At 68.9% G+C, this 12,831-nt stretch carries 8 protein-coding genes and 1 pseudogene; 2 read left to right on the top strand and 7 right to left on the bottom strand.

What is annotated here, in order from left to right; genetic code table 11:
- Positions 1-53: 53 nt before the first annotated feature.
- From selB to fdnG, 7 genes and pseudogenes are all read right to left on the bottom strand, one after another.
- Positions 54-1,829, bottom strand: a pseudogene (selB, locus tag V5F74_RS16245) (selenocysteine-specific translation elongation factor); the annotation flags it as partial.
- A gap of 149 nt (positions 1,830-1,978) precedes the next feature.
- Positions 1,979-2,707, bottom strand: a complete 729-nt coding sequence (locus tag V5F74_RS16240) for a tetratricopeptide repeat protein (RefSeq protein ID WP_394009653.1) — start codon at positions 2,705-2,707, stop codon at positions 1,979-1,981.
- A gap of 640 nt (positions 2,708-3,347) precedes the next feature.
- Positions 3,348-4,787, bottom strand: a complete 1,440-nt coding sequence (gene selA, locus V5F74_RS16235; protein ID WP_394009200.1) for an L-seryl-tRNA(Sec) selenium transferase — start codon at positions 4,785-4,787, stop codon at positions 3,348-3,350.
- 7 nt (positions 4,788-4,794) lie between these two features.
- Positions 4,795-5,724, bottom strand: coding sequence for a formate dehydrogenase accessory protein FdhE (gene fdhE / locus V5F74_RS16230; protein ID WP_394009198.1), 930 nt, complete (start codon positions 5,722-5,724; stop codon positions 4,795-4,797).
- A gap of 90 nt (positions 5,725-5,814) precedes the next feature.
- Complete coding sequence (locus tag V5F74_RS16225) at positions 5,815-6,513, bottom strand: formate dehydrogenase subunit gamma (RefSeq protein WP_374252076.1); 699 nt, start codon at positions 6,511-6,513, stop codon at positions 5,815-5,817.
- Positions 6,510-7,466 (bottom strand): formate dehydrogenase subunit beta, encoded by a 957-nt coding sequence (gene fdxH / locus V5F74_RS16220; RefSeq protein ID WP_024277525.1) that lies wholly within the window; start codon positions 7,464-7,466, stop codon positions 6,510-6,512. Before fdxH ends, V5F74_RS16225 begins: the two co-directional genes overlap by 4 nt.
- A gap of 17 nt (positions 7,467-7,483) precedes the next feature.
- Complete coding sequence (gene fdnG, locus V5F74_RS16215; protein ID WP_394009196.1) at positions 7,484-10,570, bottom strand: formate dehydrogenase-N subunit alpha; 3,087 nt, start codon at positions 10,568-10,570, stop codon at positions 7,484-7,486.
- Positions 10,571-11,034: 464 nt separating this feature from the next.
- Here fdnG and V5F74_RS16210 point away from each other — a divergent pair, with 464 nt between their 5' ends.
- Entirely contained in the window at positions 11,035-11,616 is a 582-nt protein-coding gene (locus V5F74_RS16210) for a TlpA family protein disulfide reductase (protein WP_394009194.1), read from the top strand.
- Positions 11,613-12,752: a transglutaminase-like domain-containing protein gene (locus V5F74_RS16205; RefSeq protein ID WP_394009192.1), complete on the top strand. Its 1,140-nt coding sequence runs from the start codon at positions 11,613-11,615 to the stop codon at positions 12,750-12,752. The genes V5F74_RS16210 and V5F74_RS16205 overlap by 4 nt, the downstream gene beginning before the upstream one ends.
- Positions 12,753-12,831: the final 79 nt, after the last annotated feature.

Genomic DNA, 12,831 nt, shown 5'->3' with positions numbered 1-12,831 from the left:
CTCAGATCGCCGCGACGCAAGGTGAGGCCGTGGCGGTCGAAGAATTCGAGGATCTGGATCGCCACCTTGCGCCCGTTGGCGACCTCGTCGCGGAAGGCGGCGGCGGTGAACTCGTCCTTCATGCGTTCGCCGGAGAGGCGGGTGATGATCTCCACCATCTCCGACACCACCGGGCGCAGGAAGAAGTGGTCGTGGGCCACCTCGTCCACCCGGCCCATGCGGCCGAGCAGCTTCATGAGCCGTCGCACCTCCGGCTCGGGCACGGCGAGGAGGCCGGCCATGTCGCGCACGCGGGGCGGGCGGAAGCGCTCCTCGCCCGTGAGCAGCGGCCTGATGCGCGCCCACAGCGCTTCGTCGGCGGCGGCGAGCTTCACCGAGAAGTCGGCCCGGCGCACCCAGGCGCCCTCCTGCCGGATGGTGCCGGCCGGCAAGGCGGCGAGCGCGGCGAGGAAGGCGGCGGCCGGCAGGCGCGGCTCCAGCATCATGCGCAGCCGCTCGCGGCCGAGGCCGGGCAGGTCCGGGTTCTCCGCATGGAAAGCGTCGAGCGCGGCCATCACGCTGGCCGAGAAGGTGGCAAGCGTCGCCTGCGTCAGCGCCAGCGTGGTGGGGCCTGCGGCGAGGCGGGCGAGATCGAGCCGCTGCGCCAGCGCCTCCATTTCCTCAAGCGAGAGCGCCCGGTCGCGGGCGAAGGCATCGAGGTCCACGAAATGCGGCGGCACGGCGAGGAGCGCGGCCAAAGCCTCGGCCGGGTCGCGGTGCGCCAGCGCATCGAGCTGGGCGATGCGCTCGGGCGTGCGGCGCTTGCGGCGCGGGCCGCGCAGATCGAGGAAGCGGCCGCCGCCGATGGTGCGCTGGGCCGAGGTGTCGCGGATGACGAAGCGGTCGCCCGCCGCCGCCGCGATGGGCGCCTCCAGCACCAGCTGCACCTTGCCGGTGCCGCCGGGGGGGATGGCATCGCCGAGCAGCACGAGGCGCGCCCCCACCTCCCGCGCGGCATGGTGCAGGCGCACCGGCAGCCACTGGGCGATGGGGCGGGGCTCGCTGGCGAGTACCTTCAGCTCGGCGTCGATATGGTCGGCGGGGGCGTGCAGGGCGGGGTCCAGCACCACGTCGCCGCGGGAAATGGCGTCCTTGGAGATGGCCTCGCCGGCGAGGTTGATGCCGCAGCGGTCGCCGGCGACGCCGGTCTCGGAGACCCGATCCTGCGCGCGGATGGAGCGGACGCGGGCGGAAAGGCCGGAGGGGCTCACCGTCACCCGGTCGCCCACCTTCACCGCGCCGGACAGCACCGTGCCCGTCACCACCGTTCCGGCGCCGGACAGGGTGAAGCTGCGGTCCACGGCGAGGCGGAAGCGCCCGCCGCCCGCCCGCCGGCCCAGGGTCCGCGCAGCGTCCACCAGCATCTCGCGCAGCGCATCCACCCCGTCGCCCCGCGCCGCCGCCACGGGCAGGATGGGCGCGCCGGCCAAGCCGGTGGGGGCGAGGAGGGCGGTGATTTCGGCTTCCACCGCCGCGAGGCGGTCGGCGTCGGCAAGGTCGGCCTTGGTGAGGGCGACCACGCCCTTGTCGATGCCCAGCAGGTCCAGGATGGCGAGATGCTCGCGGGTCTGCGGCATCACGCCATCGTCGGCGGCCACCACCAGCAGCGCGAAATCGATGCCCCCCGCGCCAGAGAGCATGGTGTGCACGAACTTCTCGTGCCCGGGCACATCCACGAACCCCAGCACGTCTTCCCCCACCGGGAGATAGGCGAAGCCGAGGTCGATGGAGATGCCGCGGGCCTTCTCTTCCTTCAGACGGTCGGTATCGACACCGGTGAGCGCACGCACCAGCGTGGTCTTGCCATGGTCGATATGTCCGGCCGTGCCGATGATCACATGAGCGCTTTCGAGCGAAGTGGATACCGGTTCGCGTGAAGAAAACGCGCCAACGCGAAAAGCTAAGGCATTTCCGCGATGACGCGATCCAGGGAAATGCCTTAGGGAAGCTCCCCCAGCGGAATGGCGGCGCGGCGTTGGGCGGCGGCGGTTTCTTCCGGGCTCAGCGTGGCGCTCACCGCCTCGAAGAAGCGGTCGGCGAGGGCGCTGTGGCCTGCGCGGGCGCGCAGCAGCCAGGCGAAGGCGGCGATCTTGTCATGGGGCACGCCGGCACCGAGATGGTAGGCAGCACCGAGCATGGCCTGCCCGTCCGCGTCGCCTGCCTCGGCCCCCTTGCGCCACCAGCGCGCGGCTTCCACCGGGTCGCGATCCGTGTCCAGCGCGTTGTGGGCGATCATGCCGAGGCGCGTCATGGAGGAGGCCACGCCCTGCTCGGCCGCGGCCAGCGCCCAGCGGCGGGCCTCGGTGGCGTCGGCGGACATCACCTCGCCCTCCAGCAACATCCAGCTCAGCATGTCCTGCGCGGGGGCGTCGCCGTCCTCGGCCGCCGCGCGGTACAGCTCGGCGGCGCGGGCATAGTCCTGCGCCACGCCCTGGCCCTTGAAATAGAGGGTCGCGAGGTTGCGCCGGCCCACCGGATCACCACCCTCGGCGGCCAGTTCCAGCCAGCGGCGGGCGAGGTCGAGGTCCTGGTCGACGCCGAGGCCGTCCACGAAGCAGGCACCGATATTGTTCTGGGCGCGGGCATTTCCGGCGCGGGCCAGCGGCTCCCAGATGTTGAGCGCGGCCTCGTACTGGCCGGCGGTGGCCGCCGCCAGCGCCTCGGCCATCAGCTCCTCGGGGGAGCGGGGGTCGGCGACCGGCTCTTCCGGCGCAGCCTCTTCCGTAAAGGCGGGCTCGGTGTAGGAGACCTCGGCATAGCTCGCCTCGGCGGTGTAGGTCTCGACGAAATCGGGCACCGCGACCTCGGGCGCCGCCACGTGCGGCGCGGGTTCGGACGCGGGGGCCTCGACGGGGGGCGCCGCCGGCGCGTCCGACGTGCTGGGCGCGCGCGCGAACACGATCTCCTCGAAATTCAGCTCCACCGCGGGGGCTTCCGGCTCGCGCGGGTGCGGCTCATGAGCGTGCGGCTCGTGAGCGACCGGCTCCGGCTCGGAGACGGGGGCGAAGGGGTTGTCCCCCCGCATCCGATCTTCAAGGCGGGGCCGGCGCGGCGCAGGGGCGACGGGACGCTCCTCGGGCGCGGCGGGGCGCGTGGGGGCAAGGCCGCTGGCGATGTCGCCGAGCAGCGCGTCGAGATCCACCTCGGCCTCGCTCACCGGGCGGCGCTCGGTGGCGCGCTGCAGGCGGGGCATGGGCGGATGGACGTGCGGGGGCCGGGGCTGTGCGCGATCCTGAACAGAGCGATCCTGGGGCGCATCGGTCGGCGTATCCGGGTCGTCCGGTCCCCCACCCTTGCCCTTCAGTCGGTCAAGCCAGCTCATGTGCCCCCTCCAAAGCGGTCACGGACGCGACAAGCGCCGCTTCGTCCTCAAGGCATCTCACATCCAGCACCAGCGCCTGATCGTCAATCCGTCCGATGACCGGAACCGGCAACCGTCGCATGGCGTCGGCCAGCCGGCCGATGGCCCCGCCGCTGCCGTCGCGGGCGCGGATGGCGAGGCCGACGCCCTCCAGCGTCTCCAGCGGCAGCGCGCCGGAGCCAATCTGGCTGCGGCACGGCGCGGCCTCCACGGTGAAGCGTTCGCCGAGGATGCGCTGAAGATGCGGCGCCAGTCGGGCCGCCTGGGCGGCCAGGTCCTCGCGCGTGCGGGTGAGGTAGCGAAGTGTGGGAAGGCGGGACGCGAGGCGGTCCGGGTCGCGGTAGAGCCGCAGCGTCGCCTCGATGGCGGCAAGGCGCACCTTGTCCACGCGCAGCGCCCTTTTCATGGGATTCTTGTTGATGCGGGCGATGAGATCGCGCCGCCCGACGATGAAGCCGGCCTGCGGCCCGCCGAGCAGCTTGTCGCCGGAGAAGGTCACGATGTCCGCCCCCTCGGCCAGCGCCTCCCGCACGGTGGGCTCATGCACGAGGCCGTAGCGGGAGAGGTCGGCCAGCGTGCCCGAACCGAGGTCGTTGACCAAAGGCACACCGCCGGCGCGGGCGATCTCGGCCAGGTCGCGGGGCGGCACCTCGGCGGTGAAGCCCTCGATGCGGTAATTGGAGGTGTGGACCTTGAGGATCACCCCGGTCTCGGGGGCGATGGCGTCGCGATAGTCGCGCGGGTGGGTGCGGTTGGTGGTGCCCACCTCCGCCAGCTCGGCCCCGGCGCGGCGCATGATCTCCGGCATGCGGAAGGCGCCGCCGATCTCGATCAGCTCGCCGCGCGAGACCAGCGCCGGCTTTCCCGGCGACAGGGTGTTCAGCACGATGAGGACGGCGGCGGCGTTGTTGTTGACCAGCGTCGCATCCTCGGCGCCGGTCAGTTCGCAGATGAGGCCGCGCACATGGTCGTCGCGCTCGCCGCGGCGGCCGCCGTCGAGGTCGTATTCCAGCGACACGGCGTTGCGCATGGCGCGGGTGGCGGCCTCGATCGCCTCCTCGGCGAAGATGGCGCGGCCGAGATTGGTGTGCAGCACCGTGCCGGTGAGGTTGAACACCGGCTTCAGGCTGGGCGCGGCGGCGGCATCGAGGCGGGCGAGGGCGGCGGCGGCGATCTCTTCGGGCGTCGCGGGGGCGCCGGCACCGGCTTTGAGCGCAGCACGGCGCTCGTCGAGGGCATCGCGCACCGCCTGCGTCGCCGCCTGCCGGCCATGGCGCTCCACGGCGGCGCGGGCGGCTTCGGCCTTCAGGACCTGATCCACGGAGGGGAGCAGGCGCAAGGGCGGAGCGGGGGAGAGGGCCACGGCGGCTGGTGCGTTCGCCATCATGCCGCCCTCAATAGCCGAGGAGGAAGGGATTGAAGGCGGCGCGCCGGTAGGGGCCTTCCTTCTGCTTGATGTCGAGGCCAAGGCTCGCCACGTCGTCGGCCACCGGATCGAGCCCGTCGTCCTGGGCGAGGTAGAACACCTTGGAATAAGCGTGGCAGGTGTCGCAGGTCTCGGCCTTCACCGCGCCGTTGCCGCCCTCCAGCTCCTGATAGCCGATGCCGGCGGTGGAGCCGCAGGCGGTGCAGCGCACCCGCACGAAGTTCCAGAGCGTGCCGCACAGGGCGCAGGCGCAATAGCGGGCGCCGTGGGAGGTGGGCCAGTTGACGATGAGGCTGCCCACCGGCGGCCCGCCGCAGGTGGGGCACACGCCGTCGCCCACCGGCACGAGGCGGGAGGCGTCGAGCTGGGACGCGAGGCGGGCGAAATGGGCTTCCAGCGCCGCCGCCACATAGAGATGCTCGGCCAAAGCTTCCTCGGGAATGGAGGAGGCGAGCACGTTGCGGATCATCTCGCCGCGTGCCACGTCGGACGCCATGCGCACCCGCTCCAGCGCGGTGCGGGCGGCTTCGGGCTGCTCGATCTTGGTCGCTTCCGCCAGCGCCCGCTCGAACAGGGTGTCGAAGGCGGCATCGCTGGTGAAATGGCTGCGGTCGAGGGGCGGCATCTCGTTGGCGCGGGCGCGCTCGACCTGGGCGGCGTCCACCGGCTCGGGCGCGGGCGTCGCGGCGATGGCGGCGTGCTGCGCCTCGCAGAGCCCGGCGAGAAAGGTGAGGTAGGGCGCAAGGGGATGGCTGTGCGCCAGATGCCGGAACCGGGCCGCGCGCCGCGCGAACAGGGTCGAGGGGTCCGGCAGATACGCGAAGGTCGGGGCCGTCACACCCTCCAGCACGGAGGGATCGGGAATGGGTGCCGACGCGGGGCCGAAGGTACGCGACATGATGACCTCACGAACCTCACGGGTCACGTGCACCGGACAAGAACCCCCCGGTCGCTCGCGGCGGCCGGGAGGCCATTATAGGGGTAAGCGCTATTCCGCGGGAGTCCCGCGGGTGCCCGACTTGCGGGAGCTGACCAGCTCGCGGAACCACTTCCGGTGGTGCCGCCATGCCCAGCCGCCCGTCACCTGCCCCTTGGTCATGGCGCTGATGGTGCCCTTGACCCAGATGGCCGCGTAGACGTGGACGATCCACACGCAGATGATCGCCACCGCCGCCAGCGCATGCACCAGAAGCGCGATGCGCTGCTGCTCGATGGTGGTGTAGGTGGCGAAATAGGCCTGCCAGATCACCACGCCCGAGGTGATGAGCACCATGATGAGCAGGCTCATGCCCCAGAACACCAGCTTCTGCCCGGCATTGTACTTGCCGAGTTCGGGCAGCTTCTCCTCATGGCCGGCGATGACGTCGCGCAGGCGGCGCATCCAGGTGCCGTCCTCGCTCTTCCAGAGGTTGGCCTTCCAGAAGCGCAGGAACATGCCGGCGAAGGAGAAGAAGAGCACCACGCCGATCCAGGGATGGATGGTGCGCGTCAGCTGCCCGCCGCCGAACAGGCCGGTGAGGAAATAGAGGCTGGGGTGGAACAGGGCGAGGCCCGAAATCGCCAGCAGGATCAGGCTGATGGCCGTCACCCAGTGGTTGATGCGGGCGCCCACCGTGTAGCGGTCCACCTGCACCGGGCGACCCGGATGAACCGCGTCGCCTGTCTCCAGATCGTAGGGTGCGCTCATGAGCGGCCTCCGGACGACAGCTTTTCAGCCGTCAGCTTCTCGGCGTTCGCCTCGTCTTCCGGCGACACCTTGTTGGCGCCGTTGACGAGGTAATGCAGCGCGCCGGCGAGGGCGGCGAAGCCCATGACGCCGAGGCCCACATATTTGGTCACGCCCTTCCACGCCTCGACGATGGGGCTGATGCGCGGATTGTCCGGCAGGCCCGCATAGATCGAGGGCTTGTCGGCGTGCTGCAGCACGTACATCACGTGCGTGCCGCCCACGCCGGGCGGATCATACAGGCCCGCATTCTTGTAGCCGCGAGACTTCAGATCCTTGATGCGGCCCTCGGCCCACTGCTTCATCTGCGTCTTGGTGCCGAAGACGATGGCCTGGGTGGGGCACGCCTTCTGGCAGGCGGGACCCTGGCCGACCGCCACGCGGTCCGAGCACAAAGTGCACTTGTAGGCCTTGTGATCGACCTGCGAGATGCGCGGGATGTTGAAGGGGCAGCCCTTCACGCAATAGCCGCAGCCGATGCACTTGGCGTGGTCGAAGTCCACGATGCCGTTGGAATACTGCACGATGGCGCCGGGCGCCGGGCAGGCCTTCAGGCAGCCCGGATCGGCGCAATGCATGCAGCCGTCCTTGCGGATGAGCCATTCGAGATTGTCGGTCTCGGGGTTCACCCACTCGGTGAAGCGCATGAGCGTGAGCGAGGCGGGCGTCAGGTCCGGCGGGTTGGTGTAGGTGCCGTTGAAGGTGCCGATCTCCTCATGGAGCTCGTTCCATTCGAGGCACGCCGCCTGGCAGGCCTTGCAGCCGATGCACTTCGACACGTCGATGAGCTTGGCCACCGGCTCCTTGAACTCGACCTGCGAGGGGGAACCGGAGGCCGAGCGGCGGACGAGGTCCGCATCGCTCAGCTTGGGCGCCACGGGGGCGGTGGTGGGGTTCGGAATCGGAGGAAACATGCTGGTTCTCCTTTTCCTTACGCCACCGGCCCGGTGGAGGGCTCGATGTTGACCAGGAACGCCTTGAACTCCGGCGTCTCGATGTTCGCGTCACCCACGAAGGGGGTCAGCACGTTGGCCGGGAAGCCCTTCTTGGCGGCACCGACGAAGCCCCAGTGGATGGGGATGCCGACGATGTGCACGGGCTTGCCGTCCACCATCAGCGGACGGATGCGCTTGGTCACGTAGGCCTTGGCGAAGACCGAGCCCCGCTTCGACCACACGCGGACCCAGCCGGCGTTCTGGATCGACTTCTCCTTCGCCAGTTGCTCGGAGATTTCCACGAAGAACTCGGGCTGGAGCACCGAATTCACGTGGTTGTTCTTCGTCCAGTAATGGAAGTGCTCGGTGAGCCGGTAGGAGGTCGCCGCATAGGGGAACTCCTTCGACGCCACGTCCGCGAACTGGGCGAAGTCGTCCTTGAACACGCGCGCCACCGGATTGCCCCGCACCTTGGGGGCGATCAGGTTGGCGACCGGGCTCTCGAATGGCTCGTAATGCACCGGGAACGGTCCGTCCCGCATCATGCCCCGCGTGAACAGGCGCGAGACGCCTTCCGGGTTCATGATGAAGGGGCCGACATCCTGCGGTTTGGCGGTGGGGGCGATGTCGGGCACGTCGTAGCCCGTCCACTTGGCCCCGTCCCACCAGATCAGCTTGCGGGTGTCGTCCCACGGCTTGCCGTCGATGTTGCACGACGCGCGGTTGTAGATGATGCGGCGGTTCGCCGGCCAGGCGAACGACCACTTCAGATACGCGCCGGTGTCGTCGGGATCGGAATTGTCCCGCCGCGCCATCATGTTGCCCGCCTCGGTGTAGCAGCCGGAATAGATCCAGCAGCCCGCCGCGGTGGAGCCGTCGTCGCGCAGCACGCCGAATGTCGGCACCTGCTTGCCCGCCTCAAGGACCTTCTTGGTGGGGTCGTTGGGGTCGAGCACGTCCGAGACCACGTAGCCGTTGAGCTCTTTCGCAAGCTCGTCGGGCGAGGGCTCGTGCGGGTCCTTGTAGTTCCAGGTGAGGTTGACGATCGGATCGGGGAACGCGCCGCCGTCCTTCTTGTACATCTCCTTCAGGCGCAGATGGAGCTGCGCCATGATGTAGATGTCCGTCTTCGCCTCTCCCGGAGGGGTGCCGGCGGCCCAGTGCCATTGCAGCCAGCGGCCCGAATTCACCAGCGAGCCGTTGTCCTCGGCGAAGCAGGTGGTGGGCAGCTGGATGACTTCCGTCTGGATCTTCGACGGATCGGCCTGGTTGTAGACGCCGTGGTTCTCCCAGAAGCGCGCGGTCTCGGTCTCCAGCGGATCCATGATCACGAGGAGCTTGAGCTTGCCGAGCGCCTCCGCGAGCTTGGCCTTGTTGGGGAAGGCCTGCAGCGGGTTGAAGCCCTGGCAGAAGTAGATGTTCATCTTCCCCTGCTTCATCAGCTCGAACGCGCGCAGGATGTCGTAAGACGGCACGTCGAGCTTCGGCAGGTAGTCGTAGGCCCAGTTGTTGTCCGCCGTCGCCGACGCACCCCACATGGCCTTCTGGAACGACACGAAGAACTTCTTGTAGTTCTGCCAGTAGCTCATCTGATTGGGACGCAACGGCTTGAAACCGCGCGTCGACATGTAGGCGTTGAAGTCCGGCTCCTTCTCCGTCGGGATCGTGAGATAGCCCGGGATCAGGTTGGACATCAGGCCGATGTCGGTGAGGCCCTGGATGTTGGAATGCCCGCGCAGGGCGTTCATGCCGCCGCCGCGCACGCCGATATTGCCCAGGAGCAGCTGAACCATCGCCATGCAGCGGATGTTCTGCGAGCCCTTGGAATGCTGGGTCCAGCCGAGCGCGTACATGGAGGTCATCGTCTTGGTGGGCGACGAACACTCCGCCATCATGGACGCCACCTTCAGGAACTTGTCCTTGGGCGTGCCCGTGATGCGCTCGACCATCTCCGGCGTGTAGACGGAGACGTGCTGCTTCAGAAGATTGAAGACGCAGCGGGGATGCTGGAGGGTCGCGTCCACGACCGCATAGCCGTCGGGGCCGATCTCGTAATCCCAGGAGGAGCGGTTGTAGTCCCGCTTCATCTCGTCATAGCCCGTGAACAGGCCGTCCTGGTACCCGAAGCCTTCCTTGACGATGTAGCCGACGTTGGTGAACGCCTTCACATAGTCCCACTGAATCTTGTCGTTCTGGATCAGGTAGTTGATGACGCCCAGCAGGAAGGCGATGTCGGTGCCTTGCCGGATCGGGGCGTAATAGTCCGCCACCGCGGCCGAGCGCGTGAAGCGCGGGTCCACGACAACGAGCTTGGCGCCACGGGTGGCCTTCGCCTCCGTGACCCACTTGAATCCACACGGGTGTGCTTCAGCGGCATTGCCGCCCATGATGACGACCAGATCCGTGTTCTTGATATCGGTCCACGAATTGGTCATCGCGCCACGGCCAAAAGTTGGGCCCAAACTGGACACCGTGGGGCCGTGTCAGACGCGCGCCTGATTGTCGAAAGTCAGAATTCCGGTTGAGCGCACCACCTTGTAGGTGGCGAACGCGGTTTCGTTGGTGGTGGCGGAGGCGGCGAGGAAGCCGGTGGTGAGCCAGCGGTTCACCGTCACGCCGTCCTGGTTCTTGGCGATGAAGTTGGCGTCGCGGTCCGCCTTCATGGCCTTGGCGATCTTGTCGAGCGCCTCGTCCCAGGAAATCTTCTCGAACTTGTCGGAGCCCGCGCGCCGGATCATGGGCTGCTTGAGGCGCTGTTCGGACTTCACGATGTCCAGCAGGGCCGCGCCCTTCGGGCAGAGCGTGCCGCGATTGGTGGGGTGGTCGGTGTCACCCTCGATATGGGTGATGTCCGCCTTCTCGCCCTTGGCGAGATTGCCCTTGGAGAAGATGAGGATGCCGCAGGCCACCGAGCAGTAGGTGCAGGTGTTGCGCACCTCGGTGGTGTTGACGAGGCGGAACGGCTTGATGGTGGAGGCCAGGGCCTCCTCGATGGGACCGAATCCCAACGCGCCCAGCGTTGTTCCCGCCACGCCCGCGCCCGCCGTTTTCAAAAACTGGCGCCGCGAGAGCTCCATGTTCATCGAAGGAAGCCTCCGACCTTTCGTGCCCCGACCGGGGACGGTTTCGGACGGCCACGGGGCCGCTCCGGGAGCTGGATCACCCAGCGTGAGCGGACGGTATTTTGGAACTGGAATGATGTCAATTTGGGTCGGCGCAACTCCGCGTGTTTGAACGAAAATCGCCTTCTTGTCGCATGTTGCGATGCGGCACGCCGGCGGTTGCCGGCTGCCTCTAGTGACGCAACGGAAGGTGGTTTTGCGGCGCGGCCTGATTGTGCGCTGCCGAAGCATGGCCGACATCACGGAAAGGAGCGTTGACCGCGCTTGCAACCCTGACGCAGAGTGCCCGCGTGAAGGTCGGTTTGGCTCCCGCGGGTCGGGGCGCACACTCTATCCAGCCGGATACAACATATCCTGGGCCGCAGCGTCGCTGGCGGGGCCGCGGGAGCGTATCCGCGCGTCTAGGGACGGTCGGGTCTCTGCCTGTGCGCGACGTGCCGGGCGCGGTGGCGCTCGCCCTCCTGCTCGCGGCTGGACCCGTCCTCGCCGCGCCCGTCCTCGCGGAGGCGGAGCGCGCTGCGCCGGGCCTTCTCGCGACCGTCGAAGGCCACCCGCTCGCCCCCGCACTCTCGCTCGGCGCCCTCGACGGCGCGCCGGTGACTCTTGCCGCGGGCGATCCTCCGACCATCGTCCACTTCTTCGCCACCTGGTGCGCGCCCTGCCGCACCGAGCTTCCGGCCCTCGCCGATTTCGTCCGCTTGAGCGGCGTCCGGGTGCTGCTGGTGGATGTGGCCGAGCCCGCCGACCGCATCCGCCGCTTCTTCGCCGAAGGGACGGCCGGCGCCACGCCCGGACCGGTTCTCCTCGACCAGAACCGCGCGGCGGCGCGGGGGTGGGGCGTCAGCCTGCTGCCGGCGAGCTTCGTGGTGATCTCGGGCCGTCTCGTTCTCGCCCGCGAGGGTGAGGTGGACTGGGCCGATCCTGAAACCCGCGCCGCGATCCGCGTCGCGGCGCCGCCCCCGCAAAAAAACCAACCAAAAGAAGCCCAGGGAGAACAGACCCGATGACCACCCGTCGCGACTTTCTGAAAGCCGGCGCCCTCGCAGGCGTCTCCGCCGGTGCCGCGGCACTGCTGCCCCGCGCCGCCTTCGCGCAGGCCGCCGCGCAGACGGCCCCCGCGGCGCGCGTGTTCGCCCCCACGGTGGGCAACTGGCGCAGCTTCCAGATCACCACCACGGTCGAGATCCTGAAGCCTGCCGGCACCGTGCAAGCCTGGCTGCCGGTGGCCTCCTTCAGCAATCCGGACTGGTTCAAGCCCGGCGAGAACACCTGGACCACCAACGCCAAGACCGCGAAGATGGTGCGCGACGCCCGCTCCGGTGCCGACATGCTGCACCTCGCCTGGGCCGAGGGCGAGCCCGCGCCGAAGGTGGAGCTGGTCAGCCGCGCCACCAGCCGCGATTTCGCCGTGGACCTGACCAAGCCCGGCAACCCCGCCCCGCTCACCGCCGAGGAGCGCCGCCGCAACACCGCCGCCACCGACCTCATCCCCACGGACGGCATCGTGAAGGCGACCTCCGACAAGATCATCGCCGGCAAGGCGTCCGAGCTGGAGAAGGTCCACGCCATCTTCGAGTGGATCGTCGAGAACACCTATCGCAACGCCGCGACCCGTGGCTGCGGCATCGGCGATATCGCGGCGCTGCTGAAGAGCGGCGATCTCGGCGGCAAGTGCGCCGACCTCAACGCCTTGTTCGTCGGCCTCGTGCGGGCGCAGGGCATTGCGGCGCGCGATGTCTACGGCCTGCGCGTGGTGCCCTCGCGCTTCGGCTACAAGAGCCTCGGCGCCAATTCCGAGATCGTCACCAAGGCGCAGCACTGCCGGGCCGAGGTGTTCCTCTCCGAGTTCGGCTGGACCCCGATGGACCCCGCCGACGTGCGCAAGGTGGTGCTGGAGGAGCCCCCGGGCAAGCTCGCGCTCGACGACCCCAAGGTGGTCGCCGCGCGCAAGGCGCTGTTCGGTTCGTGGGAGGGCAACTGGTTCGCCTACAACACGGCGCACGACGTGGCGCTGCCCGGTTTCGACGGGCCGCACCTCGGCTTTCTGATGTATCCGCAGGCGGTCAGCGCCGGCGGCCTGCTCGACTGCCTCGATCCGGACAATTTCAAATATACCATTCGCGCCGCTGAAATCGCGGTGTGATCCAGACGCCGGTCAGGGCGTGATCCTCGCCGTGGTGGCGCTCAGCGTCGCCCGGCGAGGACATTCTTTCCAAACATGT

The sequence above is a fragment of the Xanthobacter aminoxidans genome, from assembly GCF_043193615.1.
Lineage (GTDB): Bacteria > Pseudomonadota > Alphaproteobacteria > Rhizobiales > Xanthobacteraceae > Xanthobacter > Xanthobacter aminoxidans.
Note: the sequence above shows the minus strand (reverse complement) of the source record. Positions and strands in the feature narration are given on the sequence as shown.